21 protein-coding genes, 1 tRNA gene and 5 pseudogenes are annotated in these 26,333 nt (G+C 70.9%); 12 read left to right on the top strand and 15 right to left on the bottom strand.

The genetic code is table 11. The annotated features are described in order from the left end of the window. Nucleotides 1–282: 282 nt before the first annotated feature. From ACAG26_RS02990 to ACAG26_RS03005, 4 genes and pseudogenes are all read left to right on the top strand, one after another. Nucleotides 283–1,143 (top strand): acyl-CoA thioesterase, encoded by an 861-nt coding sequence (locus tag ACAG26_RS02990; RefSeq protein ID WP_370479180.1) that lies wholly within the window; start codon nucleotides 283–285, stop codon nucleotides 1,141–1,143. 10 nt (nucleotides 1,144–1,153) lie between these two features. Then, nucleotides 1,154–1,630, top strand: a complete 477-nt coding sequence (locus tag ACAG26_RS02995) for a hypothetical protein (RefSeq protein WP_370479182.1) — start codon at nucleotides 1,154–1,156, stop codon at nucleotides 1,628–1,630. An 82-nt stretch (nucleotides 1,631–1,712) separates the two neighbouring features. Beyond that, nucleotides 1,713–1,955, top strand: a pseudogene (locus tag ACAG26_RS03000) (hypothetical protein). Then, nucleotides 1,952–2,413, top strand: a pseudogene (locus tag ACAG26_RS03005) (helix-turn-helix transcriptional regulator); the annotation flags it as partial. The pseudogenes ACAG26_RS03000 and ACAG26_RS03005, both read left to right, overlap by 4 nt. Before the next feature lie 171 nt (nucleotides 2,414–2,584). Here the strand turns inward: ACAG26_RS03005 and ACAG26_RS03010 are convergent. Genes ACAG26_RS03010 through ACAG26_RS03025 form a run of 4 tightly spaced genes read right to left on the bottom strand, consistent with a single transcriptional unit; the run spans nucleotide 2,585 to nucleotide 6,341 of the window. After that, entirely contained in the window at nucleotides 2,585–3,217 is a 633-nt protein-coding gene (locus ACAG26_RS03010) for an NUDIX hydrolase (RefSeq protein WP_370479184.1), read from the bottom strand. Continuing rightward, the gene (locus ACAG26_RS03015; protein WP_370479186.1) at nucleotides 3,214–4,503 is read right to left on the bottom strand and encodes an adenylosuccinate synthetase; all 1,290 of its coding nucleotides are present in this window, start codon (nucleotides 4,501–4,503) and stop codon (nucleotides 3,214–3,216) included. The genes ACAG26_RS03010 and ACAG26_RS03015 overlap by 4 nt, the downstream gene beginning before the upstream one ends. A gap of 24 nt (nucleotides 4,504–4,527) precedes the next feature. Then, nucleotides 4,528–5,514 carry a hypothetical protein gene (locus tag ACAG26_RS03020; protein ID WP_370479188.1) on the bottom strand — a complete coding sequence of 329 codons (987 nt, stop codon included), beginning with the start codon at nucleotides 5,512–5,514 and terminating at the stop codon, nucleotides 4,528–4,530. A gap of 5 nt (nucleotides 5,515–5,519) precedes the next feature. Further along, complete coding sequence (locus tag ACAG26_RS03025) at nucleotides 5,520–6,341, bottom strand: hypothetical protein (protein ID WP_370479190.1); 822 nt, start codon at nucleotides 6,339–6,341, stop codon at nucleotides 5,520–5,522. 141 nt (nucleotides 6,342–6,482) lie between these two features. Between ACAG26_RS03025 and ACAG26_RS03030 the strand changes: the two genes are divergently transcribed. Next, nucleotides 6,483–8,849, top strand: coding sequence for a YbhN family protein (locus tag ACAG26_RS03030; protein WP_370479192.1), 2,367 nt, complete (start codon nucleotides 6,483–6,485; stop codon nucleotides 8,847–8,849). Nucleotides 8,850–8,945: 96 nt separating this feature from the next. Here ACAG26_RS03030 and ACAG26_RS03035 read toward each other — a convergent pair whose 3' ends face one another. The 3 genes and pseudogenes from ACAG26_RS03035 to ACAG26_RS03045 form a co-directional block, all read right to left on the bottom strand. Beyond that, nucleotides 8,946–10,025 (bottom strand): galactokinase, encoded by a 1,080-nt coding sequence (locus tag ACAG26_RS03035; protein WP_370479194.1) that lies wholly within the window; start codon nucleotides 10,023–10,025, stop codon nucleotides 8,946–8,948. Then, entirely contained in the window at nucleotides 10,022–11,050 is a 1,029-nt protein-coding gene (galT, locus tag ACAG26_RS03040) for a galactose-1-phosphate uridylyltransferase (RefSeq protein WP_370479620.1), read from the bottom strand. Before galT ends, ACAG26_RS03035 begins: the two co-directional genes overlap by 4 nt. Then, nucleotides 11,027–11,092: pseudogene (locus ACAG26_RS03045) on the bottom strand (galactose-1-phosphate uridylyltransferase); the annotation flags it as partial. The gene galT and the pseudogene ACAG26_RS03045, both read right to left, overlap by 24 nt. Before the next feature lie 21 nt (nucleotides 11,093–11,113). Between ACAG26_RS03045 and ACAG26_RS03050 the strand changes: the two are divergent. Beyond that, nucleotides 11,114–13,303 carry an FUSC family protein gene (locus ACAG26_RS03050; protein WP_370479196.1) on the top strand — a complete coding sequence of 730 codons (2,190 nt, stop codon included), beginning with the start codon at nucleotides 11,114–11,116 and terminating at the stop codon, nucleotides 13,301–13,303. On the opposite strand, the gene ACAG26_RS03055 is transcribed toward ACAG26_RS03050, so the two are convergent. The 4 genes and pseudogenes from ACAG26_RS03055 to ACAG26_RS03070 all read right to left on the bottom strand — a co-directional run. Continuing rightward, the gene (locus tag ACAG26_RS03055; protein WP_370479198.1) at nucleotides 13,290–14,078 is read right to left on the bottom strand and encodes a PIG-L deacetylase family protein; all 789 of its coding nucleotides are present in this window, start codon (nucleotides 14,076–14,078) and stop codon (nucleotides 13,290–13,292) included. The two genes, ACAG26_RS03050 and ACAG26_RS03055, sit on opposite strands and share 14 nt — an antisense overlap. A 423-nt stretch (nucleotides 14,079–14,501) precedes the next feature. Then, nucleotides 14,502–15,434: an SAM-dependent methyltransferase gene (locus ACAG26_RS03060; RefSeq protein ID WP_370479200.1), complete on the bottom strand. Its 933-nt coding sequence runs from the start codon at nucleotides 15,432–15,434 to the stop codon at nucleotides 14,502–14,504. Nucleotides 15,435–15,452: 18 nt separating this feature from the next. Then, nucleotides 15,453–15,920: a DUF309 domain-containing protein gene (locus tag ACAG26_RS03065; protein ID WP_370479622.1), complete on the bottom strand. Its 468-nt coding sequence runs from the start codon at nucleotides 15,918–15,920 to the stop codon at nucleotides 15,453–15,455. A gap of 21 nt (nucleotides 15,921–15,941) precedes the next feature. Beyond that, nucleotides 15,942–16,676: pseudogene (locus tag ACAG26_RS03070) on the bottom strand (Mut7-C RNAse domain-containing protein); the annotation flags it as partial. 39 nt (nucleotides 16,677–16,715) lie between these two features. On the opposite strand from ACAG26_RS03070, the gene ACAG26_RS03075 reads away from it, so the two are divergent. Next, the gene (locus ACAG26_RS03075; RefSeq protein WP_370479625.1) at nucleotides 16,716–17,162 is read left to right on the top strand and encodes a pyridoxamine 5'-phosphate oxidase family protein; all 447 of its coding nucleotides are present in this window, start codon (nucleotides 16,716–16,718) and stop codon (nucleotides 17,160–17,162) included. A gap of 339 nt (nucleotides 17,163–17,501) precedes the next feature. On the opposite strand, the pseudogene ACAG26_RS03080 reads toward ACAG26_RS03075, so the two are convergent. Both ACAG26_RS03080 and ACAG26_RS03085 read right to left on the bottom strand, forming a co-directional pair. Continuing rightward, a pseudogene (locus ACAG26_RS03080) lies at nucleotides 17,502–18,371 on the bottom strand (glycosyltransferase 87 family protein); the annotation flags it as partial. A gap of 51 nt (nucleotides 18,372–18,422) precedes the next feature. After that, nucleotides 18,423–18,508: transfer RNA gene (locus tag ACAG26_RS03085), tRNA-Tyr, on the bottom strand. 86 nt (nucleotides 18,509–18,594) lie between these two features. Here ACAG26_RS03085 and ACAG26_RS03090 point away from each other — a divergent pair. Both ACAG26_RS03090 and ACAG26_RS03095 read left to right on the top strand, forming a co-directional pair. Then, nucleotides 18,595–19,086, top strand: coding sequence for a YajQ family cyclic di-GMP-binding protein (locus ACAG26_RS03090; protein WP_370479202.1), 492 nt, complete (start codon nucleotides 18,595–18,597; stop codon nucleotides 19,084–19,086). A 74-nt stretch (nucleotides 19,087–19,160) separates the two neighbouring features. Beyond that, on the top strand, nucleotides 19,161–20,630 hold the full coding sequence (locus tag ACAG26_RS03095) for a flavin-containing monooxygenase (protein ID WP_370479204.1): 1,470 nt from the start codon (nucleotides 19,161–19,163) through the stop codon (nucleotides 20,628–20,630). A 66-nt stretch (nucleotides 20,631–20,696) separates the two neighbouring features. Here the strand turns inward: ACAG26_RS03095 and ACAG26_RS03100 are convergent, their stop codons facing one another. Further along, nucleotides 20,697–22,052 (bottom strand): hypothetical protein, encoded by a 1,356-nt coding sequence (locus ACAG26_RS03100; protein ID WP_370479206.1) that lies wholly within the window; start codon nucleotides 22,050–22,052, stop codon nucleotides 20,697–20,699. Nucleotides 22,053–22,192: 140 nt separating this feature from the next. Here ACAG26_RS03100 and ACAG26_RS03105 point away from each other — a divergent pair, with 140 nt between their 5' ends. The 3 genes from ACAG26_RS03105 to ACAG26_RS03115 all read left to right on the top strand — a co-directional run bounded on the left by ACAG26_RS03105 (nucleotide 22,193) and on the right by ACAG26_RS03115 (nucleotide 25,284). After that, on the top strand, nucleotides 22,193–22,459 hold the full coding sequence (locus tag ACAG26_RS03105) for a hypothetical protein (protein ID WP_370479208.1): 267 nt from the start codon (nucleotides 22,193–22,195) through the stop codon (nucleotides 22,457–22,459). Nucleotides 22,460–22,508: 49 nt separating this feature from the next. Next, the gene (locus ACAG26_RS03110) at nucleotides 22,509–23,534 is read left to right on the top strand and encodes an NAD(P)H-dependent glycerol-3-phosphate dehydrogenase (RefSeq protein WP_370479210.1); all 1,026 of its coding nucleotides are present in this window, start codon (nucleotides 22,509–22,511) and stop codon (nucleotides 23,532–23,534) included. A gap of 265 nt (nucleotides 23,535–23,799) precedes the next feature. Beyond that, nucleotides 23,800–25,284 carry a SulP family inorganic anion transporter gene (locus ACAG26_RS03115; RefSeq protein WP_370479212.1) on the top strand — a complete coding sequence of 495 codons (1,485 nt, stop codon included), beginning with the start codon at nucleotides 23,800–23,802 and terminating at the stop codon, nucleotides 25,282–25,284. Here the strand turns inward: ACAG26_RS03115 and ACAG26_RS03120 are convergent. Further along, on the bottom strand, nucleotides 25,281–26,291 hold the full coding sequence (locus ACAG26_RS03120; protein WP_370479214.1) for an LLM class flavin-dependent oxidoreductase: 1,011 nt from the start codon (nucleotides 26,289–26,291) through the stop codon (nucleotides 25,281–25,283). The two genes, ACAG26_RS03115 and ACAG26_RS03120, sit on opposite strands and share 4 nt — an antisense overlap. Nucleotides 26,292–26,333: the final 42 nt, after the last annotated feature.

A 26,333-nucleotide genomic window follows, 5' to 3' on the forward strand; every position in this document is an offset into this window, starting at 1 on the left:
ATCACGGGCGCAATCCATTCTTAGATGGCGCATGTGCCTTGCGTTCGGCGGACAGAAGTGGGACAAGCTAGTCAGGGTTAGGACGGGCAACCCTTGCTCGCGCGTTGCTCGCCGAGTGGCACTTTCCCGACGGAACACGCCGGCGACGTGTCGGGTAGGTGCCATTCGGCGCGGCGCTCGCGTCTGGGGCGCTTGCAAGCCGGGCACCGCGACCCATCCCCGCGGCGACGCCTGGAACAACCGCGGCATGGCCGCCCCGCCCGGCTACGGCATCATGGCCGGGTGTCTTACCGCTCCCCGACCCTGGCCGACATCATCGCCACCCTCGATGTCGACCGCGGCGGCGACCACCACTTCGTCGCCACCCAACTGGACAATCCCAACCACCACATCGTCGGCGGCCACATCGCCGCCCAGGCCCTGATGGCGGCCAGCCGCACCGCCCCGGGCCGCACCCCGCACAGCGTGCACGTCTACTACGTGCGCCCCGGCGACGCGCGCCGCCCGGTCGACCTGCACGTCGAAGCGGTCCGCGACGGCGGCACACTGTCGACCCGGCAGGTCACCGCCCGCCAAGACGACCAGATCCTGCTGGAGACGCTGGCATCGTTCACCGCCGCCGTCGAGGCGCCCGACTACCACCAGCCCCCGCCAGAGGTGCCCGAACCGGCGTCGTTGCCCCCGGTGCAGCAGCAGCTGGCCGACTACGCCGACGAGCTGGGCGGGCACTGGGTGCAGCCACGCCCCTTCGAGCAGCGTTACATCGATCCGCCGCCGCGCCTGGCGCTCGAAAACCCGGAGCCCTCGCCGCGGATCCGGCTGTGGTGGAAACCCGCCGAACCCGTCCCGGCCGACGAGGTGCTGCACAGCTGCCTGCTGACGTACCTGTCCGGCACCACCATGGTGGAGACCGCGCTGGCCATGCGGCGGGCCACCCCGGTCAGCACGTTCAACGCGCTCATCGACCATGCGCTGTGGTTCCAGCGGCCCATCGACCTGTCGGATTGGGTGCTGTCGGACCAGTTTTCGCCCAGCGGCATCGGCGGGCGCGGCCTGGCGACGTCGACGATGTACAACCGGGCCGGGCAGTTGGTGGCCGTCGCGACCCAGGAGCTGTACTTCGGCCGCGGCACCGCGTCGTAAGGTCCGCGGCATGGCCACCTCGGCGAACATGTCCGGCTACGAACGCGACGCCTGGGACGCCCTGCTGGCCGACGCCGACAAACGACGCAGCGAGTCCCTCCGCTTCGGGGACTGGACCCGCGGCGTGCGGCACCGCGTCGGCCGTGCGGCGACCACAGCCCGCGCCGCGGTGGAACGGGCGGTGCACGGGGCCGACACCGCGATCGACGCCGTCGATGCGGCCATCGCCACCGCGATGGAGGGGCTGCACACCGTCCTGGTCGAGCGGGGGCTGAACTCGGTTGCCCCGGCGGGGCTTTACGCGATGTTCGCCGACGCGGGCGCGCGGGTGCGGTGCTACGAGGACGTGCGCCGGCTCGACCTGGAGGTGTGCCCCCTATGCGAATGCAAAGGCCCTTGCCGGCATCACGGTATCGGGGGCACCGACAAGGCCGGTGCTTTCGCATGGCGGCAAGCGACAGCAACGGCACGTTGTGGATGGCGGTAAACGGGACCAGCGCATCGGGTCGAGACTTGGCGATGCCGCACCGGATCAATAACCCTTGACAGGTAGCTAGGGAAAGGGCAGGATGAACAGTGACATCACCGACATCGCTAAGTGGGCGCGATCACAGGGCTGGCGAATCGAAGACGACACCAAGGGCTACACCCGGTTCTATGACCCTCAGGGCAACTACGTAACCCACTACCCCGCAACGCACGCCGACGGATGCAAGACCTGCACGGGAAGCTAAAGAAGGCGGGGCTCACCTGGCCCCCGCCGAGCAAGAAAAAAACAGCGCGCACAACGCCAGAGGGGAGGCACGAGGTGACTGCAGATTGGGTCATCACGCTCACGTTCGACGCCGACCCTTCAATGGAGGCCATGGACTCCTGGGAGAACGAACTGACCTCGGCCGACGGATCGGTCGCCCGTATCCCGGGCAGTGGTGTTGACGTGACGATGTATGTGCCGGGCGATCTAGCGTTGTTGGATGCAGCAGCAAAGGCAGCCGACACCGTCGGCCGGGTGGTCCACGCCCAGCCGGTCGGCATGGAAGTGCTCCGCGAACCGGAGTGGCAACGCCGGGCCGCCGCGCCGACCATGCCCGAACTCATGTCGGCGACCGAAATCGCCGCAGAGCTCGACGTATCGCGTCAGCGTGTGCACCAGCTACGCGAATTGCCAACGTTCCCAGCGCCGTTGGCCGAGCTTGGTGGCGGCGCGGTGTGGGATGCGGTTGCCGTGCGCAAGTTCGCCGAGGGATGGGAGCGCAAGCCCGGCCGGCCGCGGGTACGCAGGTAACGGGCCGCATGAGGCTCGTGACCCGCAAGAAACCCACCGGTTTGTCGCTCAGAGGCGGGCAAAACACCACACCCCTCCCCTGCCGTGGCTCCTGGGGCAGATGTGACTGGGCCCAGGCCCCCGCCATGACCGGCGCCAACGGCGGCCCATAGCGGCTCACTCCCACTGCCACACCGACGCCGGCCGGCCGGTGCCGCGGGCGCGTTCGGTGTCGCCGGTGCGGGCCAGCCCCGCGGTGGCGGCCAGGGTGCGGTTGAAGTTGCCCCGATCGACCGGCCGGCCGTGCAGCGTCTCGGCGGCGGCCAGCGCCCGGGTCACCGGGAACCGGTCCCCGAGCAGCGCCCGGGTGAACGGCAGGTCGTGAAACAGCTTGTCGGCCAGGATCACCCGGGTGTCGTGCAGGATGCGGTTGTGGTCGAACGCCAGCGTCGGCTGGTGGTCGAGGTCGATCCAGGTGACGGCCGGGTGCACCCAGTCCGGGGCGAGCACCGCGAACATGGCGATCGACAGCGTCGGGCCGCGCGGGTCGCGGTGCGGGGCGTCGAACACCCGCAGCTGTCCCACCGTCCGCACCGCGTCGGGCGGGGCGCCCAGCTTGGCGGTCAGCGCCCGCTGCGCCGATTCGGTCAGCAGTTCACCGCGGCCGTGCAGCACCCCCGGCAACGCCAGCGTGCCCTCCTCGGGATCCCACGGCCGCGGCGCGACCGCCACGGCGGGCCGCGGCTCGCTGACCGGAAAGTGCAGCGCGACAACGTCCACCGAGGTCAGCGACAGCTCGCCAGGGGTCACGCCGCCACCGCCAACGCGCGCACCGCCCGATCGGCCCGGTCCGGGCCGGTGGCACCCAGCACCACCGAAGCGCCAAGCGCCCGCTCGACGTAGCCGACGAACCCCTCGACCGACGCCGGGGCCGGCACCAGCACCGGCTCGGCGGTGGCCAGCAGGTCGGTCAGCCGCCGCTGATAGTCCAGGTCCCGCCACGGCCCGCAGTCGACGCCGCGCACCGGCCCGGTGGCGGTGCGGTAGCCAACGGCGGCCGCCAGCGGCGTCCGAGCCAGCGCGTCGAGGTGGGTGACGGCCAGCCCGTCCACCCCGCCGCAGGCGGCAATCGCGTAGCGCAGCAACAGCGGATCAAACGCGCCCACCCGAAACGCCCCCTGGTAGGTGCCGGTGCCGTTGTGCGGTTCGGGCAGCAGCTCCCCCAACGCCGGGTCCTCGGTCGGAAACGGGCCGGCGCCGTGCCGGGTCAGATAGCTGCGGGTCACCCCGAGCAGGTAGCCGGGCTGGCCGAGGCCGGCGAGCATGGCCCGGGCGTTGGACGGCTCCACCGTCGACCAGGTGGTGTGCGGGTGCAGGCCGCGCCATTCGTCGAGCAGCACCCCTTGGGCGCCCTCGAACACCAGCCGGCCCCGGCCGGCCAGCGCACCCAGATGGCCCGGGCCGACAATCTTGACGGTGCGGGCGAATTCGCGGTACAGGTCGACCATCGCGTCCAGCGCGGGATAGCGGTGCCCGGTGCCGGCCAGCAGGCCGGCGTAATGCTGGGCCAGCGCCGTCAACTTGGCGGCCAACACGTCCGGGTGCCGGCAGTCGCCGACGGTGGGCGCGTCGTGGCCCAGCGCATACCCGGCGGTCTCCCCGATCCCCTTGCCGCAGGAGCCGTGTCGGGCCGCGCCGCGGGCGTCCTCGCGGGCCCGGTTGGCGGCCACGTGAATCGGGGTGGTCAGCAACGCCTGCGCGTCGACGGCCAGCAGCCCCAGCGGGTCCGCGACACCGAGCGCGGCTAACCGGCGGGCCTCGGCGGCCAGCGCGATCGGTTCGACCAGCATGTGCGCGGACAAGAAGGTTGGGATGCCCGACAGCGTGCCCGACCCGAATTGGGAAAAGGTGTGGTGGGTGTCGCCGACGACGACGTTGTGGGCGGCCTGGGCGCCGCCGTTGAACCGGATCACCGCGGCCACGTCGAGCCCGGCGTCCGGCGAACACAACCAGTCCACCGTGGCGCCCTTGCCGGCGTCCCCGAACCCCAGGTCCACCACGATCAGGTGCCGGTCGTCGAAGATGTTGTCGGACATCATAACTCCTCTGCTCGGGGGGGATTAGGCGGTGACGACATCGTCGTCGCCGTCGAGGTCGGCCGGCAGCGCGGTGCTGCTGACCGTACCGCGGGAACCGGCCACCGGGGTCAGCGCTTTGTGCACCGACGCGGCTTCGCTGGTTGACCCGACGTCGATCAGGTCGGCCAGCCCCGCACCCAGATCGACGCGGTCCTCCTCGACGCCGATGGTCAGCGCGATCAGCTCGCACACCGCCGCCGGGTCGTCCAGGCACAGGAAACGTTCGCCGAGCAGCCCGCGCCAGTGGTCGGCGATCTCGGTGTCGTCGTAGTAGTACGACGAGCCGGGCAGCACGAAGTACACGTTCCAGCGGCGTTGCAGCTCCCGGTAGATCGAGGCGACGTCGATGTCCTCGGCGACGTCGTCGCCGATCACCGCCCGCACGTGCCGGGCCGCCAGCCGGGGCTTGTTGAGTTCGTCGCCGACGATGAACACGTAGCCCTTCTTGCCGCGCTTATCCCAGGCGTCGGTGGCGGTGTGCCGGGCCAGGAAGTAGGCGGCCAGCTCGTAGCTTTCCGACTTTTGGCCTCCCCCACCGGCTTCCAGGAAGACGGTGCGCAGCTGGTCATCCATGGCGTTGTCGGCTTCGAACTGACCCACCTGCAGCGGCGCCATGTCGGTGTCGGCGTCGCCGATCGCCCCGAACAGGATCTGCGGGTCGGCGGCATACCCCTTGCGCTGCAGCAGTCCGTGCAGCTTGCCCAGCTTCTGCTGCATGATGCGCGGGATGGTGCCCATCGACCCCGTCACGTCGAACAGCACCACCACCGGCAGCGCGTCGGGGTGATCGGCCGAATCCCGGGATTCCCGCGCCGTCACCCGGTGCGGGTCCAGGCTGGGGTCCACCCGCCATTGCGAACGCGGCCGCGCCCGCAGCTCGTCGCTGTAGGAAAAGTCCGACTGGCCCCGCGCGGCGCGGTAGGTGTGTGCGGCCCGGTAGGTGTCGTCGTCCCAGCGTCCATATCCCATTTTCCTTACCTCCCTTGTGGCATCTCGAACGGCCGGAAGCGGCGCTTCCCGTAGAGCCGGTCGAGCAGGTCGTCGAATTCGCCGATTAGGCCGGCCGCGTCGGGGCGGCGGCGCGGCGAGCGTTGCCGGCAGCCGCGGCTGAACCGGCGCAGCGGCTCGGGGGCGTGCGGCCCGAGCATCTGGTCCATCAGCGTGTGGGCCATGTACACGTCGGATTCGCCGGACACCGGTTCGCCGGCCAGTGCCTCGGGCGGATACAGCCGCGCGTCGGTGCTGGTGCGGGCGGCCAGCCGCTGCCCGGGTTGGGTGGCGAACGACCAGCCGGCCAGCACCACCCCGTGCTCGCGGGGGTGGATGAGGATGTTGGCGGGGGTGAGCGCGCCGTGCACCCAGCCCGCGGCGTGCACGGCGGCCAGCGCGCGCAGCAGCCGGCGGTGCATCCAGGCGTAGTCGCGCGGGTCCAGGCCCTGCGGGTAGGCGGCGGCGACGTCGGCCAGGGTGACGAACCCGTCGAGCAGCGGGGCCAGCACGCTGACCCGGCGGGCGGCGCCGGTGGCGTCATCGTGGTGGGTGAGCGTGTCGGTGAGCCGGGTCAGATACGCCGGCAGCCACGTCTCAGTGGTGGCCAGCGTGGCGAGGTCGCGCAGCGCGGCCTGTTCGGCCTCGATCAGCATGTTGGAGCTGGGTTTTCGGGGCAGCTTCAGCATCACCGGGGTGCCGTCCGCGGTGGTGGCGGTGTACAGGTTGGCCACCGAGCCGCGCCGGTGCAGCGGGCCCAGCCGGTAGCTCTGGGTGCTCGACGCCAGGGCGGCTTGGTCGGTGTTCATTGTTTTAGTGTATACGACTAAAACAATCCTTGGCGACACAATTCGCCGCCACAACCGCGATCACTCACCCCAACGGCGCCACCCGCCAGTTAAGTTGTCGGCAAGCCGCCGACCGCGGCATCGAGCCGACCGGAAGTGATCATGCGAGTTGACGGGCGCGATATCGCGATTACCGGCAACCTGCTGCAGCCGCTGACCCGGCGCACCAACGACATCTTGCGGCTGGCGCTGGCGGCGGTGTTCCTCGCGGTCGTCATCACCAGTTCGCTGGTCACCCGGTACGAGTGGGTGGCGCTGGAACGCTCGATCTCCCGGATCGTCGGGGTGCTGTCCCCCACCCAGTCCAACCTGGTGTACCTGGGCTACGGGGTGGCCATCCTGGCGTTGCCGTTCATGATCCTGATCGGGCTGATCGCCGGGCGGCAGTGGAAGCTGCTGGGCGCCTACGCGGTGGCCGCGCTGCTGGCGTTTTTGCCGCTGTCGATCACCGGCAAGGGCATCGCCGCGCCGCGCTGGCATTTCGACCTGTCCGAACGGCTGGCCACCACGCTGGCCCAGTTCCTCGACGACCCGCGCTGGATCGCGATGCTGGCCGCGGTGCTGACCGTGTCCGGGCCGTGGCTGCCGTCGCGGTGGCGGCGCTGGTGGTGGACGCTGCTGCTGGCGTTCGTGCCGATCCACCTGGTGGTGTCCGCGATCGTGCCGGCCCGCTCGCTGCTGGGGTTGACGGTGGGCTGGTTCGTCGGCGCCCTGGTGGTGCTGGTGGTGGGCACCCCGGCACTGGAGGTGCCGCTGGACGGGGCGGTGCGGGCGCTGGCCGCGCGCGGCTGCGTGGTGTCCGGGCTGACCGTGCTGCGGCCGGCCGGGCGCGGACCGCTGGTGCTGTCCGGGGCGGCCGACACCCCGGCGCTGATCGAGTTGTACGGCCCCAATCAGCGCAGCGGCGGCGCGGTGCGCCAGCTGTGGCGCAAGCTGCGGCTGCGGGCCACCGAAACCTCGCCGCTGCACGCCTCGCTGCACCGCGCCGTCGAACATCGGGCGCTGATGGCGGTGGCCATCGGGGAGGTGGGGGTCGCCAACACCGTCACGGTCGCATTGGCCGCCCTGGACCGGGGGTGGACGCTCTATGCGCACAGCCTGCCGCGCGGTCTGCCGATCGCCGAGGGCGTCGACAGCACCCCGGTGGCCGCGATCTGGGAGTCGCTGCACCGGCTGCACCACCACCGCATCGCCCACGGCGACCTGCGCGCCAAGGAGATCACCGCCGCCGACGACGCCGTGCTGTTCGGCGGGTTCGGCAACGCCGAATACGGCGCCACCGACGCGCAGCTGCAATCCGATATCGCCCAGCTGTTGGTGACGACGACCGCGCTGTATGACGCGGGCGCGGCGGTGACCGCCGCGATCGACGCGTTCGGCAAGGACACCGTGCTGGCCGCGTCGCGCCGGCTCACCAAAACCGCGGTGCCGGCCCGGGTCCGGGACGCGGTGCCCGACGCCAAAGCCGTCATCGCCGCCGCCCGCGAGGAGGTCAAACGCCAAACCGGCGCCGACCAGATCCAGGCCAAGACGATCACCCGGTTCACCCGCAGCCAGCTGATCCAGCTGGTGCTGCTGGTGGCGCTGGTGTATGTCGCCTACCCGTTCATCAGCGCGGTGCCGACGTTCTTTTCCCAACTGCGGACCGCGAATTGGTGGTGGGCGCTGGTGGGGCTGGCGGTGTCGGCGCTGACGTATGTCGGCGCGGCCGGGGCGCTGTGGGCCTGCGCCAACGGGGCGGTGAGCTTCCGGAATCTGTCCATCATGCAGGTGGCCAACACGTTTGCGGCCACCACCACCCCGGCCGGGGTCGGCGGGTTGGCGTTGAGTACCCGGTTTTTGGTCAAGGGCGGGCTGAGCACGCTGCGGGCCACCGCCGCGGTCGCGTTGCAGCAGTCGGTGCAGGTGATCGTGCACGTCGCGTTGCTGATCATTTTCAGCACCGCCGCCGGCGCCTCGGCCGACCTGTCCCATTTCGTGCCCAGCCCCACCATGCTGTACCTGATCGCCGGGGTGGCGCTGGGGGCGGTCGGCACCTTCCTGCTGGTGCCCAACCTGCGCCGCTGGCTGGCCACCGCGGTGCGACCGCGGCTGACCGAGGTGTCCAGCGACCTGATCGAGTTGGCCCGCGAACCGCGCCGGCTGGCGTTGATCGTGCTGGGCGCGGCCGGCACGACGTTGGGTGCGGCGCTGGCGTTGTGGGCCAGCGTGGAGGCGTTCGGCGGCAACACGTCGTTCGTCACCGTCACGGTGGTGACCATGGTCGGTGGCACGTTGGCCTCGGCGGCGCCCACGCCCGGCGGGGTCGGCGCGGTGGAAGCCGCCCTGATCGGTGGGCTGGCCGCCTTCGGGGTGCCGGCGGCGGTCGGGGTGCCGTCGGTGCTGCTGTATCGGGTGCTGACCTGCTGGCTGCCGGTGTTTATCGGGTGGCCGGTGATGCGGTGGTTGACCACCAACGAGATGATCTGACTAGTGCGCGGTGAGGGGCTGCACCAATTTCGGTGACGCTGACTCTGCATCCACCAGGCTAAAGTGCGAGTGGGGTGCCTGGTGAGCGCAGAGTCATCAACGAGCGGCCGCGCCCGCCGCGGCATGGGTGGTGGTGATGATCGGCGCGACATAGCCGGCCGCGGTCACCGCCTGCCGCACCGCGTCGGCGACCGCCGCCGCCCGATCCTCGGGCACCAGCGCGATGACGCAGCCGCCGAACCCGCCGCCGGTCATCCGCGCCCCCCACGCGCCGGCGGTCACCGCGGTCGCGGCGATCAGGTCGATGTGGTCGGTGGTGATCGCGAAGTCGTCGCGCATCGAGGCATGCGAGGCGGTCAGCAACCGTCCGGCGGCCGCCAGATCCGAATCGGCCAGCGCCGCCACAAAATCCAGCACCCGCTGGTTTTCGGTCACGATGTGCCGGGACCGCCGGGCGTCGACCGGGTCGGTGACCCCGTCCAGCACTGCGACACCGGCGTCTTGCACGTCGCGCAGCGAAGCCACCCCCAGGTCGGCGGCCGCCCGTTCGCACGACGCCCGCCGCGCCGCGTACTCGCCGCCGACGTGCTCGTGTGCGGCGCGCGAGTCGATCAGCAACAGGACGGCGCCGCGTGGCTCGAAGGGCACCGGGGTGACGGCGGTGTCGCGAAAGTCGATGAGCAGCGCGGTGTCCGGCGCCCCGAACAGCGACGCCAGCTGATCCAGCAACCCGGTGGGCGCCCCCACATAATCGTTTTCGGCGCGCTGCGCGATGCGGGCCTGCTCGAGGCGGTCCAGGCCCGTCCCGGTCGCCGCCAGCAGCGCGCCCAGCACCGCGCATTCCAGTGCCGCCGACGATGACAGCCCCGACCCGATCGCCACCTCGCTGGTGATCGACAGCGTCCCGCCCGGCACCGGGTGCCCGGCGGCGCGCAGCGCCCAGATCACCCCGGCGACGTAGGCCGCCCAGCCGGTCACCGCGCCGGGGGTGGTGTCCAGCGGGATGCGCACCGCGGCGTCGGCGCGGTCGCTGCGGGCGGTGATCACGTCGGTGTCGGCGGGGTCGAAGGTGACCCTGGTGCGGGCCGGCAGCGCGATCGGCAACGCGAAACCGAGGTTGTAGTCGGTGTGTTCGCCGATCAGGTTGATCCGGCCGGGCGCGGCGTAGCGGATCACAGCTCGCGCAGCCGCGCGGCCACGGCCTCGGGGGTCACGTCGACGATGAAGGCGTCCATCGCCGACTCGGAGGCCGCCAGGTATTTCAACTTGGTGGCGCTGCGCCGAATCGACATCAGCTCGACGTGAAAGTAGCCGTCGGGCTGCGCCGCGGTGTATTGGTGCAGCGCCGCCATGTACGGCAGCGGGGCGGCGTACAGCCGGTCGAAGCGCGCCAGCAGCTCCCGGTACATCACGGTGAACGCGTCCAGTTCGACGTCGGTCAGTTCGGTGAGGTTGTGCACCAACCGGTTTGGGTACAGGTGCACCTCGACCGGCCAGCGGGCGGCGAACGGCACAAACGCGGTGAACCACTCGTTGCGCAGCACCACCCGGATGCCCTCGGCCACCTCGGCGGCCAGCAGGTCGGCAAACAGGTTGTGGCCGTGGTGTATCCGATGCATGCGGGCCTGCTCCAGCATGGCGGCGGTGCGCGGGGTGACAAACGGGTAGCCGTAGATCTGGCCGTGCGGATGCGCCAGTGTCACCCCGATTTCCTCGCCGCGGTTCTCGAAGCAGAACACCTGCTCGATGCCGGGTTGGGCGAGCAGGTCGGCGGTGCGGTGCCGCCACGCCTCCACCACCAGCCGGGCGTGCGCCGGCGGCAGGTCGGCGAACGATCCGGTGTGGTCGGCGGAAAAGCAGATCACCTCGCAGCGGCCGGATCCGGGCGCCGAGACGAACCCGTCGCCGTCCGGCGCCGGGATGGCCGCCGCACCGGCCAGGCTGGGGAACCGGTTCTCGAAGACCACCACGTCGTAGTCGGCGGCGGGTACCTCGCTGGTCAGCCCGGTCGGCCCCGGGCACAGCGGGCACGCCTCGGCGGGCGGCTTGTAGGTGCGGTCTTGGCGGGCCGCGGCGATGATCACCCACTGTCCGGTGGCGCGGTCAAACCGCAGCTGGGTGGGGTCGGCCGGGCGCGGCGGCAGCGGCCGCCGGTCGGGCACCGGCGCCGGGCTGCGCCCGGGCAGGGCGAAAAACAGCAGGTCGCGGCCGTCGGCCAGGGTCCACCGCGTCGGCGCCGTCACGGTCAGCCACCCTAATGCACCATGGAACACGGGGCGGTGAGCGGAAAGGCGGCGCGAGTGTTGGGTGAAGACGAGGTCGTCGGCACCCGACCCGCCGCCGGCGCAGCCCTGTACGAGCGGGCCCGCCATTGGGCGATCGAGTCCGATCCCGGGCTGCTGCGGCTGCAGCTGGCGGCCCGCACCACGATCGGGCTGGGTGTCGCGCTTGGGCTGCTGTACCTGCTGACCCGGCTCACCCATCAGCCGTTGACGGTGGCGCTGCTGGGCGCGGTGATCGCGATGGTGTCGGCGCGTTCGGTCAACGACCCCGATCCGCGGCAACAGAAGATCACCCTGGCGCTGCTGCCGCTGCCGGCCAGCGCCGCGATCGCCGCGGCGGCGGTGCTGGCCCCGCACCGGATCGCCGCCGACGCGGTGTTCGTGGTGATCATCTTCGGCGCGGTGTACATCCGCCGGTTCGGCAGCCGCGGCATCGCGCTGGGGATGGTCGCGTTCATGGCGTATTTCTTCACCCTGTTCTTCCGGGCCGGCACCGGCGAGTTGCCGTGGCTGATCGTGGCGGTGGCGGTGGGCACCCTGTGCAGCTTCGTGATGAGCAGCTACCTGCTGCCCGACCGGCCCGAGCACGTGTTGCGCCGCACCGTGGCCTCGCTGCGGGCGCGGATGGCCGTGGTCGTCGACGCCGCCGCCGACGCGGTGCGCACCGGCCGGTTCGACGAGCGGCGCCGCCACCAGCTGCGGGTGCGGGTCGCCCGGCTCAACGAGACCGCGCTGATGGTGCACAACCAGATCGAGGACAAGGTCGACCCGGGGTTGGTGTGGCCCGGTGTCGGCGGCGGGGAGCTGGCGCTGCGGCTGTTCGACGCCGAACTGACCGTCGAGCGCGTCGCCGCCGCGGCGGCCCGGGCGGCCACCGCCGACATTCCGGGCCGCACCGAGCTGGCCGAGGCGCTGGCCCAGCTCGCGTTCGATATGCGCGCGCCGGGTTCGGGCGGGTTGGCGCGCGCCGCCGCGCTGGCGGGGTCGGTGCGCGACCTGCCCGACGCCGGGCTGCAGGCCCGCCGGCTGGCGATGGCGATCCTGGACACCGCCGCGGCCGGCGCGGCGATCCGGGCCATGATCGAGCGGGCGGCGACCGAGGGCGTGGCAGCCGGGGCGCCGCTGGCCGGGGACGTCGGCGCCGACGACGAGGAGCAGCCGCGGCGCGGGCTGCGGCCCACCACCCGGCAAGCCATCCAGGTCACCATCGCGGCGTCGTTGGCGATCGTGGTCGGCGAGCTGGTGTCACCGGCGCGCTGGTATTGGGCGGTGATCACCGCGTTCGTCACCTTCGCCGGCACCACCTCGTGGGGCGAGACGCTGACCAAGGGCTGGCAGCGGCTGCTGGGCACCGTGCTGGGGGTGCCGTCGGGGGTGCTGGTCGCGACATTGGTGTCCGGGCACGGCGGCGTCGCGCTGGCGCTGATCTTCGTGTGCCTGTTTTGCGCGGTGTACCTGATGAAGGTGGCCTACAGCCTGATGATCTTCTGGATCACCACCATGTTGGCGTTGCTGTACGGGCTGCTCGGCCAATTCAGCGTGGACCTGCTGCTGTTGCGGATCGAGGAGACCGCGATCGGCGCGGTCATCGGGGTGACGGTGGCGCTGCTGGTGTTGCCGACGCGGACCGGCGCCTCGATCCGCACCGACGCCCGCGCCTTCTTAACCGCGCTGTCGCAGCTGATCGCAACCTGCGTCGACACCCTGGCCGACGACGACGCCACCGCCGCGCTGACCGAACAGGCCCGCGGGCTGGACCGCAAACTGCAGCAGTTCCGGGACACCGCCAAACCGCGCACCGTCGGGCTCGCCGGGCTGGCCGGGCGGCGCAGCATCCGTCGCGGGCTGCGGCTGCTGACCGCCTGCGACCACTACGCGCGCGCCCTGGCCCGCGCCAGCGTGGAAACGCCCTCGGTGTCAGCGGAATTGGCCGACGCCGTGGCCGCCGCGGCCGCCCAGACCCGGCGCAATATCGGCGCGCTGGTCGCCACCCTGGATCAGCGGGAGGCGCCGGACGTCATGCCCGCCACCGACCTGCTCGACGCCGTCGACACCCTGGTCGGCCCGGACAGCCGCCGGCTGCTGGGCGCCTCACACGCGCTGCGCCAGATCGACCGGGCCGTGGTCGACGCCGCCGTGGACCTGGGCGCCGGGCAGATCACGCTGTGGTGACCGCGAAGATGTCGCGGTGCACGGTGCCGGGGCGCGCGGTCGGGTCGACGAACCATTCGCGGGCGAACAGCAGCCCGAACACCTGCGGCGGCAACGCCAGCAGCACCCCGAACAGCCGCGCGGCCGGGCCGGTGTCGCCGATCTGGGAGCGGTGCGCGGCGAACGCGTCGCGCTTTTGCCGGGCGAACCGGAACACGTTGATCCGGTGGGTGATGGTCGCCCGCGGCGCGTAGGCGGTGCGGGCGACGTCGCGTTCGTAGGGGGCGGGCAGCCGCAGCAGGCGGGCGATATCGGCGATGCGGCACAGCAATTCGCGCGGCATGGTCGCCTCCAGCAGGCGCGGGGTGGCGGCGATCTCGGCGGCCCGCTTGCCGACGTGGTGCACCTGGACGTGGTCGCGGTGGCCGTAGCCGCCGTTGGGTTGATAGCTGAGCAGCAGGTCGGCGTCCTCGTCGCGCAGGATCGCGGCCAGCCGCTGCGCGGCCTCCTCCCGGTCGGCGCGCCCGAACCGGACCCGGTTCGGCGGGTCGGGATAGAAGTCGGGGCCGTAGCCGCTGTCGGCGTAGCCCAGGCATTCCACCCGGTGCGCGCCGAGAATGGCCGCGCTGGACCGCAATTCGTCCAGCCGGTGCGGGTTGTCGCCGTCGTCCATGTGGCCGTCGGTGGCGGTGACGATCACCACCCGATGCCCGGCCGCCGCCGCGCGGGCCAGCGTGCCGCCGGTGAGGATCGCCTCGTCGTCGGGGTGGGCGTGGAATGCGACGACAGTTGCCATGGCTTGCAGTATGCCGGTCGGGTGCGGGGGTGGCTGCGTCGGCGTCGAGGCTGCGGTGGTGGCGCCCAGCCTGAGCTGGCGGCGGCGAGCCTGTACTCAGAGCGTGATTTCGGCTCGGATGACGCTCTCACTTCAGGCTCGAGGTCCTCGCCACAGGCTCGACGCCGTCGCGGCAGGCTCGGCCCACGAAAGCTCCGCGCCGCCACCGCTTGTCGCTCGTAGGCGGGCAGCCGCCCACCAGCGACAATCCGTGACGACTGCGACACCAGAGACGCCTGTGTCGCGGGCGGGCGTTCAATCGTCGGGTTTCCGGGGTAAATGGCCGCGTTGTCGCTCAGACGCGGACGCAACACCACATGCCCCCCGCGCCGGGACTGGTGTGGCAGGAGTGATACCGCAGGGGCCGGCGGCCAATGGCCCGGACTACGACCGCTGCGCGGAGACGAACAGGCTGCCCGGCGCCGGGTCCTCCAGGTCGGCGGGCGGGCGGCGACCGTAGCGGGCCATCATCTCGGCGGCCGGCTCCACCGACACCTGCCAGCCGCGCCCGGCCAGCCAGGCGCCGACATCGGTGCGCTCCTCGAAGTACCACAGTTCCTCGAAGTCGGGCAGTTCGGTCGCCCCGGTGGACATCGCCCGGAAGCGTTGCATCAGCGCGCGCTGCCGGGCCCGGATGTCGGGGTCAAGGAAGTCCGGGCCGGTGGCCTCGACCGCGATCCGGCTGCCCGCCGCGGTCAACGCCTGCACCCGCTCAAACAGCAGATCCTGCGCCGCGGCCGGCAGAAACGGCAACAGCCCCTCGGCCAGCCACGCGCTGGGCGCCGACGCGTCGAAGCCGGCCTGCCGCAGTGCCGCCGGCCAGTCCTGCCGCAGATCGACCGGGACCGAGACCAGCTGCGCCGTCGGTTGCGCGCCGTGCGCCCGCAGCGTCGACGCCTTGAACTCGAGCACCTTGGGCTGGTCGAGCTCGTACACCGTGGTGCCGGCCGGCCAGTCCAGCCGCCACGCCCGCGCGTCCAGCCCGGCCGCCAGGATCACCACCTGCCGCACCCCGGCACCGCCCGCGGCGGCAAAGAAGTCGTCGAAAAACGCGGTGCGGCACGCCATGTAGTCGCCCATCGCCTGCATCCGCGCCGGCAGGTCGGGTTCGGCCTCGGCCAGCTCGGCGGGCAGCGCGGTCGGCGCGAACAGATTCCAGACGCCCTCCCCGGCCGCGTCGAGGAACACCCGCGCATACGGGTCGGAGATCAGCGGGTTGGCGCTTTCGGTTTCGGCGGCGCGGGCCGCCGCCACCCCCAGCGCCGTCGCGCCCACGCTTTCGGTGATGTCCCAGCTGTCGTCGTCGGTTCGGGCCATGCCACGACGGTACGGGAATTACCGCCCGCGCAGCCGGGGCCGCAGCCGCTCCGGCGGAATGACGGCACCCGCCGCCAGGTCGTCGATCAGCGCAGCGGCAAAGCCAACCAGCCCGTCGACGTCAATGCCATACCGGGCCGGGCCGGACAGCCGGGCCGACGCGCTGGACAGCAACGCCACCGCGCCCTTGGGGTTGCCGCGCTGGATGTGGGTGATGCCGACCGCGAGCTGGGCCAGGCCCTGCCACAGGTCGCGTTCGGCGGCGGGCCCGTTCTTCCACGCCGCCTCCAGCACCTCATGGGCGTTGAACGCCAGCCCGCCGTCCAGCAGCTGCTGCGCGTAGGCCAGGGTGTCGGCCGGCGACAGCCGCAGATCGTCCGGGACGCGGGGCACCCCGGCGCTGCCCCGCGGCAGCGGGCGGCCCAGTGCGTCCCGCGGCCGCGCGCTGCGCGGGCGGCCCGATTCGTCGCGATCACGCTCGGCCATCCGCCCATCATGGCAAGACGCCCGGAATCCCTCGACCAACGCCAGCAGCCGGGCGTAATGCGAGCCCGGCCAGTAGATCCGCCGGCAGTCCGCACAGCGGCTGAACTGGTGGTAGTAGCGCCGGGTCAGCGGCGCCAACTCCGCGGCCACCTCGGCCTTGGCCACCGCGGCCAGCACGCCGTTGCACCGCACGCACCGGGTCAGCGGCGCCAGCCGCGGGGCCAGGTCCAGCCGCCGCAGGATCTCCAGGGTCTGCGCGTCGGGCTGGTCGGCGTGCACGAACAGGCCGTGGGTGATCGCGCGACGCTTCAGCAGGCCCCGATCCCGGGTCAGCAGGATCCGCTGCTGGGTCAGGCTGATCTCGGCGAGGGCGGCGTCGTCGGCTTCGTGGGACCACCACACGTCAAAGCCGAGCAGCCGCAGTAGCCGCGCCAACCGACCGAGGTTGACGTCGACGACGAACCGCGGGTCGCGCAGCGGCACCGGCCGCAGCCGGGCGGTGGCCGCGATGTCGAGCGCCTCGAACATCGGGTAGGCGGCGATGCGGTCCCCGGCGATAGGGCGGTGGCTAAAACCCCGCGGCACCCCCTTGACCACGATGAGGTCGACCTCGGTGTGCGGGATGCCCATCGCCTCCAGCACATCCTTGACGGTCTGGTGGTCGCGGAACGGGCGGCGCACCGTCACCCCGCGGGCGTCGGCGCCCAGGAAGTCGTTGAGCTCGGCGTATGCCCGGACATCCACGTAGCCGGCCATCCCCCCATGGTGGCACGTGGAATAGCGGGCGGCGCCGCGATGTTCGAGACGGCATGCCCAAAGCCTTCACCGAAAACCGAACGTCAGCAATTTCTCGCCGACAAGCACGTCGCGGTGCTGTCGGTGGCCGCCGAGAACGGCCGCCCGCCGGCCAGCGTGCCGATCTGGTACGACTACACCCCTGGCGGGGTCATCCGGGTCAACACCGGGGCCGGCAACCGCAAGGCCAGACTCATCGAGCGGGCCGGCGCGGTGACCCTGGTCGTGCAGCGCGAGGAACTGCCGTACCAGTACGTGATCGTGGAGGGCACCGTCGTCGACGCGGCCTCACCGGCGCCGACCGAGCCCCGCGAGGCCATCGCCATCCGCTACCTCGGTGAGCAGGGTGGGCGCGAGTTCGTCCGCCAGATGGACGGCGCCACCAGCGTGCTGTTCACCATCCGGCCCGACCGCTGGTTCAGCGCCGACTTCTCCGACGACCTGTAGCGAGCGCCGGGCGGCCACCGCGATGACGGCCGCGCCCACCAGGATGACCGCGTAGACCACCAGGTACAGGTTGGCCACCACCAGCGTGGGCAGCCAGGTCGGCGGGAACAGGTACAGCCCCAGCCGCGGGGTGCGGTCATAGGGGTAGGTGTGCGGCCAGGTGCCCATCACCGCGAACACCGCGGCGACGCCCAGCCACCACCACCGGGCGTGCCACGCGCGGTGCACCAGGTAGACCATCAGCGGCACGAACCACACCCAGTGGTGCATCCACGAAAACGGTGACACCGCGGTGGATCCCAGGCCGACGATGGTGACCGCCAGCAGCCGCTCCCCGCCGCGGTACAGCGCCACCGCGATGCCGAGCGCGACCGCAGTGACGGCGACCGCGGCCACCGGCCACCACCACGCCGGCGGCACCCCGCCGGCCAGCCGGAACAGCGCGCCGCGCAGCGACTGGTTGGACAGGTGGGTGGTTCGCGCGATCCGGGTCGAGTCGAAAAACGTCCCGGTCCAGAACTTCCACGAATCCCGCGGCAACACGGCAAAGCCCAGTCCGATCGTCGCGGCAACGGTCGCCACCGCCACGGCCGCGGCCCGCCACTGGCGCAGCGCCAGGTAGTACAGCAGGAAGTAGCCGGGCGTCAGCTTGATGCCGGCCGCCAGCCCGACGCCGACGCCGGCCAGCCGGCTTGACCTGGGCTGCCCGGTGTCCCACAGCACCAGCAACAGCAGCACCAGGTTGATCTGGCCCCAAAACAGGGTGCTGCGCACCGGGTCGAGGAACAGGCAGATCGCCGCCAGCAGCACCGACACCCCGACCACGCCCCGGGTGATCCGGTAGCCCAGCAGCTGCCAGCACCGCACCACCGCGGCGACCAGCAGCGCGACGTTGATGCCCATCCAGACGTATTTCTCCGAACCGTGCGGCAGCAGCTGCATCGGCAGGAACGTCAACGCCGCGAACGGAGTGTAGATGTAGTACAGCTGCCCGACCAGCGGCCCGTCGTACAGCGATCCGCCGGCCCGAAACACCTGTTCGGCGCCGACCCGGTACACCTCGAGGTCGATGCCGCCGGCGAACAGCCCGACCCACTTTCGCCACAACGGCACCGTGGTCACCAGCAACGTCACCGACACCGCGGCCCAGGCCGCCAGCACCAGCACGGCCGGTCGTCGCACCACCAGCGTGCGGTTCGCGCCGCCCATCGTGTGCCCCCCGCTGCGTTCCCGGTCGAAAGACAGTACTTCGGTGGCGCTTGGTGGCAGGTGCAGGATTCGAACCTGCGTAGGCTTTCGCCGACGGATTTACAGTCCGCTTCCATTGGCCGCTCGGACAACCTGCCGTATCGCGCCTAGCAGACTACAACGAAGATGTACCTCGGATACAAATGCCCACGGCCTTCGAAACAACACCGAGAGGGGTCCTCACATGGCGGATTCATCGTTCGACGTCGTCAGCAAGGTCGACCGCCAGGAGGTGGACAACGCCTTGAACCAAGCCGCCAAGGAGCTGGCCACCCGATTCGACTTCCGCGGCACCGACACCTCCATCGCCTGGAAGGGCGAGGAGAACATCGAGCTGACCAGCTCCACCGAGGAACGGGTCAAGGCCGCCATCGACGTGTTCAAGGAGAAGCTGGTCCGCCGCGACATCTCGATGAAGGCGTTCGACGCCGGCGAGCCGCAGGCCTCCGGCAAGACCTACAAGGTCACCGGCAGCCTCAAGCAGGGCATCGACGGCGAGAACGCCAAGAAGATCACCAAGCTGATCCGCGACGAGGGCCCCAAGGGCGTCAAGACCCAGATCCAGGGCGACGAGGTGCGGGTCAGCTCCAAAAAGCGCGATGACCTGCAGGCCGTCATCGCGTTGCTCAAGGGCGCCGACCTGCCGGTGGCGCTGCAGTTCGTCAACTACCGGTAGCCGTCGCTGGCCCGATCAACCGGTGGGTGCCTACAGTGATAGGCACCACAGTTGCCGGGAAGCGAGGGTGGGCCATGACGGTGCACGCAGACGTCGACGTCGTCATCATCGGGGCCGGGATCTCCGGCCTCGGCGCGGCCTACCGCATCACCCAGCGCAACCCGGACACCCGCTATGTGGTGCTGGAACGACGGGCGCAGATCGGCGGCACCTGGGACCTGTTCCGCTACCCGGGGGTGCGCAGCGACTCGTCCATCTTCACGCTGTGCTTCCCGTATGAGCCGTGGACCCGCAAGGAAGGCGTGGCCGACGGGGCGCACATCCGCGAATACCTGAGAACGACCGCGCACAAATACGGCATCGACCGCCACATCCGGTTCAACAGCTATGTGCGCGCGGCCGATTGGGATTCCACCACCGACACCTGGACGGTGTCCGTCGAGCAGGACGGCGCGGTGCGGACCTACCGCAGCCGGTTCGTGTTCTTCGGGTCCGGCTACTACAACTACGACGCCGGCTACACCCCGGAGTTCCCGTGCATCAAGCAGTTCGGCGGCACCGTCGTGCACCCGCAGCACTGGCCCGAGGAGCTGGACTACACCGGCAAGAAGATGGTGGTGATCGGGTCCGGCGCCACCGCGGTGTCGCTGATCCCGTCGCTGACCGAGAAGGCCGCCCACGTCACCATGTTGCAGCGCACCCCGACGTATCTGATCTCGGCGTCGAAGTTCAGCCCGTTCGCTGACGTGCTGGGCACGGTGCTGCCGCGCCGCTGGGCGCACCCGATCATCCGGATGCGGAACGCGCTGTTCGAGGGGTTGATCTGGTTCTTGGCGCGCAAGACCCCGCCGCTGATGAAGTGGCTGCTGCGCCGCCAGGCCGTCAACAACCTGCCGCCCGGCTACGCGGTGGACACCCACTTCAAGCCGCCGTATGACCCGTGGGATCAGCGGCTGTGCCTGATCCCCGACGCCGACCTGTATGAAGCGATCAGCGACGGCCGCGCCGCGGTGGTCACCGACCATATCGACCACTTCGACGCCACCGGCATCGCGCTGCGCTCCGGGGCGCACCTGGACGCCGACGTCGTCGTCACCGCCACCGGCCTGCAGCTGCAGGCGCTGGGCGGGGTGCGAATCAGCTTGGACGGCACCGAGATCAAGCCGCAGGAGCGGTTCGTCTACAAGGCGCACATGCTCGAAGACGTGCCGAACCTGTTCTGGTGTGTGGGCTACACCAACGCCTCGTGGACGCTGCGCGCCGACATGACCGCCCGGGCCACCGCGAAACTGTTGGCCTACATGCGGACCCGCGGCTACACCCACGCCTACCCGCATCTGGGTGGCGAACCGATGCCGGAGAAGCCGGCCTGGGACATCCAGGCCGGGTATGTGCAGCGCGCGTTGCATGCGCTGCCCAAGTCGGGCACCCGGCGGCCGTGGAATGTGCGGCAGAACTACTTCGCCGACGCGATTGACTACCGCTTCGACCGCATCGAGGAGGCGATGGTGTTCGGTCGCGCCGCCGACCGGGTCGCCGTCTAGCGCGAGCAGACGCAAAAGTACCCAATTTCGGCCCCGGAAGGGGGCTTTTGCGTCTGCTCGCGGTGGTTACTTGACCAGCACCACCGCGGGGGGATGCGCGGGCGGGCCCAGCGGGGTCGGCGGCGGCACCGTGGTCCCGGTGGCGACGGTGACGAAGTCGTTCAGCAGCCGTTCGTCTCCGACGGTGCGGGTGAACGGCAAGCCGAGCATCGGGCCCCATTCGCCGGTGTTGGCCGGCCACATCTGGCCCAGCGTCGCGGTGGTCGGCACCGCGCCCGGAGTCGCCCGGTCGTGGTAGACCTCCAGCGCCGGGAACGCGCTGACCACGCCACCGATGCGGGGTGTCGCCGCGCCGGGTTGCACAACCAGCTCCCCCTGCACGCACAGCGTGTTTTTGGCCAGGGTCTCCCCGCCCGGCGAGAACGGGTCGGCCGCCGCGTAGCGCAGATACACCGACCCGTCGCGGCGCTGGGCGACCTTCACCGTCGGGGTGCCGGCCCGGACCTGCCCGGTGGTCAGGTTGACCGACGGATTCTGCCGCACCACCACCACACCGTTCTCGTAGTCGACGTCCACCGACACCCGGGCGCGTTCCGGGCCGGCCGCCGGGTCGAAGCCGCGGTGGTCGCCGGCGTTGTCGTCGAACGGCGGCCACCGCGACAACGTCGGGTCCTTGACGCTGGCCGACGGGATGAACAGGTTCGCCCGGACCACGCCCTGGCCGGGCACCGGCCGGATGCGGCCCACCACGATGTGCGGCGTGGCGCCGGCGTTCTGGGTCTCATAGCTGTGCGGATCCAGCGCCGCCGCGGTTTCCCAGTCCGCCGCCGACGCCGGTGGCCGGCCGAAAACCTGTGCGAACGCGTCGATTTGGTGTTGCAGCCGGGTCTCGGCGTGCTCCGGTGCCCCGGGCATGCTCGGGATGACGGCGTCGCCGTCGGCCATGTTGATCGCGGTGGCCAGGGTGTCGTCGACGGCGTCGGCGTCGGCCAGCAGCGCGTCGAGGCGGTCCTGCAGGTCCAGCGCGGTGATCAGCGCGTCGACCGGATTGGTGACGCGGTCGCTGAATTCCACCCGGCTGGTCAGCGGGTTCACCGTGAGCGCATGCCGGTCGGCTTCGGTGATCAAGGCGCTGAGCCGGGCCTGTAAAGCTTCGATGCCGTCGGCGGCGGTTTTCGCGGCGTGCGCGACGGCCATCGCCTCCCGGCCGTGCGCGTCGAGGTCGCGGCGGGTCTGGCTGAGCGACGTCTTGGCGGCGACCGCGGTGTCCCCGCCCCAGCTGTCGAACACGTCCAGGGCGGCCAACCCGTCGGCCACGTCGAAGGCGGCCCGACCGCGCTCGCGGGCCGCGTGGAACACCGCCCGCACCGATTCGGCGTTCCAGCGCTGCAACTCGGCGACCGAGATCCCGTTCCCGCTCATGGCTCCCCTTTGGCGGGAGTGTGGCAGCGGGCCCGGCCGCCGTCACTTCACCCCTGTGCAGCACCGCGCCGGGCTGAAGTGACAGCCCGGCGCGGCCTTGCTATGCACAAACGGTGTTGCGGGTTTCGGTGGAGCACCTGATGACGGCGGCGGTGCAGGTGGGCGGGCACGGCGACGACCTGGCCGCGCGGCACCTGGCCGCCGACAACCGCATCGAAGCGGCGGCGCCCGGATGGGCCGGTCGGTCGGCCGCCGCGCTGAGCGCCCGGGCGGCGCGCTGGGCGGCGGCGTCGACGGCGATGGTGGGCCGGGTGGGCGCGCACGCCACCGACCTGCACACCGGTGCGCTGCGGTTTTCCGTGCTGGAGGCGACCAACGCGCGGCTGCTGGCGCCCCGCGACGGCTGAGTTCGCCAACTCGCCGTGGCGGGCCGGTGTCGGCCATACCCTGATCGCCATGGCACCGGCACAGCGCGAACCCAACGTCGTCGTCCTCGGCGGGGGCTCCTGGGGCACCACCGTCGCATCGATCTGCGCGCGCCGCGGCCCGACGCTGCAGTGGGTGCGTTCGGCGGAAACCGCCGCCGACATCAACGACAACCACCGCAACAGTCGCTATCTGGGCGACGCGGTGGAGCTGTCGGACACGTTGCGGGCCACCACCGACTTCGCCGAGGCCGCCCGCTGCGCCGACGTCATCGTGATGGCGGTCCCCTCGCACGGCTTCCGCGGGGTGCTCACCGAGCTGGCCGCCCAGCTGCGGGCCTGGGTGCCGGTGGTGTCGCTGGTCAAGGGCTTAGAGCAGGGCACCAATATGCGGATGAGCCAGATCGTCGAGGAGGTGCTGCCCGGGCATCCGGCCGGCATCCTGGCCGGCCCCAACATCGCCCGCGAGGTCGGCGAGGGCTACGCGGCCGCGGCGGTGCTGGCGATGCCCGACCAGCACATAGCCGCCAACCTGGCGAACCTGTTCCGCACCAAACGGTTTCGCACCTACACCACCGATGACGTGGTGGGGGTGGAGATGGCCGGCGCGTTGAAGAACGTGTATGCGATCGCGGTCGGCATGGGGTACTCGCTGGGCATCGGGGAGAACACCCGGGCCATGGTGATGGCCCGGGCGGTGCGCGAGATGGCCAAGCTGGGTGAGGCGATGGGCGGGCAGCGCGACACCTTCGCCGGCCTGGCCGGTATGGGTGATCTGATCGTCACCTGCACCAGCCAGCGCAGCCGCAACCGGCACGTCGGCGAGCAGCTGGGCACCGGCAAGACCATCGACGAGATCATCGCGGCGATGAACCAGGTCGCCGAGGGGGTCAAGGCCGCCAGCGTGGTGATGGAGTTCGCCAACAAGTACGGGCTGAACATGCCGATCGCCCGCGAGGTCGACGCGGTGATCAACCACGGCGCCACCGTCGAGGACGCCTACCGCGGGCTGATCGCCGAAACCCCCGGCCACGAGGTGCACGGCGCCGGGTTCTGATCGGTGTGATCTCAACCGCAAAGATTTGGGTTCTCTATGTGTCGGCGCCTCCAGGTTGCCGCCCCGTTTGCTCGATAAATAGCCTGGCACATAGCTATTGGGCGCCGGGCCGACGGCGACCGTGCTCACAGCGTCAGTAAAGCCCTGTGTACGAAGTGTTTACGTCGGCGCAACGTCGTAAACCGCGGGGTAACCGCACGTCGTTAGGCTCCGTGTCCAAAGCGAACGTCACCGAACAAGGGAGCGACCCATTCACACCGAGCCATTGGCCAGCCATCCCGTTGACCAAGACCCGGCGCCGTCCCTCCCCGAGCGGCTGCGCTCGGTCTGCCGCTACGACCTGCCCGCCTCAGTGGTGGTGTTCCTGGTGGCGCTGCCGTTGTCGCTGGGCATCGCGATCGCCTCCGATGCGCCGGTGCTGGCCGGGCTGATCGCCGCCGTGGTCGGCGGCATCCTGGGCGGGCTGATCGGCGGGTCGCCGCTGCAGGTCAGCGGACCGGCGGCCGGGATGACCGTCATCGTCGCCGACCTGGTTGCCCAGTTCGGTTGGGCGACAACGTGTTTCATCACCGTGGCCGCCGGTGTGCTGCAGGTGGTGCTGGGGCTGAGCCGGGTGGCGCGCGCGGCGCTGGCGATCTCCCCGGTGGTGGTGCACGCCATGCTGGCCGGTATCGGGCTCACCATCGTGTTGCAGCAGGCGCATGTGCTGTTGGGCGGGGAGTCCAAGAGCTCGGCCTGGCACAACGTCATCGGCCTGCCGGATCAGATCGTCGGCGCGCACGGCGGCGGCCTGGTGTTGGGGGCGCTGGTGATCGTCACGCTGATCGCCTGGCGATGGGTGCCGGCGCCGGTGTCCTACGTGCCCGGGCCGCTGGTGGCCATCGTCGGGGTGACGGTGATCTCCCTGGTGTTCCCGTTCGACGTGGCCCGGATCACCTTCGACGGGTCGCTGCTGGACGCGCTGGCGCTGCCGCAGCTGCCCGACGGCAACTGGGGCGCGGTGGCCACCGGGGTGCTGACCGTGGCGCTGATCGCCAGCGTGCAAAGCCTGCTGACCGCGGCCGCGGTGGACCGGATGCACACCGGGCCGCGCACCGACTTCAACCGGGAGCTGATCGGGCAGGGCACCGCCAATATCGCGTCCGGGGCGCTGGGCGGGCTGCCGATCGCCGGGGTGATCGTGCGCAGCTCGGCCAACATCAAGGCCGGCGCGCGGACCAGCGCCTCGGCGGTGCTGCACGGGGTGTGGATCCTGCTGTTCACGCTGCCGTTCGCGGCGCTGGTGCAAAAGATCCCCACCGCGGCGCTGGCCGGTCTGCTGATCGTCATCGGCATCGAGCTGGTGAACCTGGCGCACATCGAAACCGCCCGGCGCAACGGTGATTTCATGGTGTACCTGGTGACGGTGCTGTGCGTGGTGTTCGTCAACCTGCTGCACGGGGTGCTGGTCGGGCTGCTGCTGGCCATCGCGGTGACCGGGTGGCGGGTGATCCGGGCCAAGATCACCGCCGAGCACATCGGTGACCAGTGGCATGTGACCGTGGCCGGGGCGTGCACCTTCCTGGCACTGCCCAAGCTGACCCGGGTGCTGGCCGAGATCCCGGCGCGCAGCGCCGTCACCGTCGACATCGTGACCAACTATCTCGATCACGCCGCGCAGCAGGCGATCGACGACTGGCAGCGCCAGCATCGCGGCGCCGGCGGGACGGTCAGTATCCGCCACCGTGATTCACGCCCGTTACCCGCTTAGCGGGCGCAGGCGGTCAGCAGCGCGGCGAAGTTGTCCCGCACCCGGTCGGGGGCAATGCCGATCGACGGCGGGTAGACCATGATGTGGTCCAGCACGCCCTCGTAGCGGCGCAGCCCGCCGCGGACCTGCTCGGCGGTGCCGGCCACCCCCATGGTGTCGATCATGTCCTCGGAGACCGCGTCGAACATGGCGGGCAGGTCGCGCCGGGCGAAGGCCTCGCGGATGGCTTGGCCCTCCTTGGTGAAGCCGTTGACGTCGAGCACCGTGTCGTAGGTCTTCACCGAGGCGTAGAACGCGATCTGCTGGGCCAACTCGCGGCGGGCGATCTGCGGGTCGTCGTGGATGGAACACATGACCATGGAGATGATCTCGACGTCGTTCGGGTTGCGGCCGGCGTGCGCGGCGCCCTTGGCGATGGCGGGTTTGACGATCTCCTCGACGTACTTGGTGGTGAACAGCGGGTGGCCGGCCAGCCCGTCGGCGACCCGGCCGGCCGCTTCGCACATCCGGGGTCGCACCCCGGCGGTGACGATCGGGATGTCGCGTTTGGGCGGTGGCACCCGCTCGGTGGGGATCAGGTTCATCTTGTAGAAGCGGCCGTCGTGGCGGATCGGGCCCTCGTGCAGGTTCCAGATGCGCCGCACCAGCGGGACGAGTTCTTCCATCCGCAGCGCCGGCGCGGAGGTGTCCGGCACGCCGTGCCAGTCGCTCATCATCCGTTTGGTGCCGTTGCCGATGCCGAGCACCAGCCGGCCGTTCGACAGCTCGTCGAGGTCGCGGGCTTCGGTGGCCAGCACCAGCGGGCTGCGCCCGATGCCGTACAGGATGGACGACCCCACCCGGCAGTTTTGGGTGGCGGTGGCCATGGCGGCCATCGAGATGGTGGCCGAGCGGGAGTAGAACTCCGAGGCCCACACGGCGTCGAGGCCCATCTCGTCGGCCTTTTTGGCGTCTTCGGCGAGGGTTTTGAGGTCCGAGCTGAGGATCGCGACGCCGTAGGTGCTCATGTCTGATCAGGCTAGCCACTCTGGTCGGGCCATGTAGGTGCG

This window comes from Mycobacterium sp. pUA109 (genome assembly GCF_041287095.1).
Taxonomy (GTDB): domain Bacteria; phylum Actinomycetota; class Actinomycetes; order Mycobacteriales; family Mycobacteriaceae; genus Mycobacterium.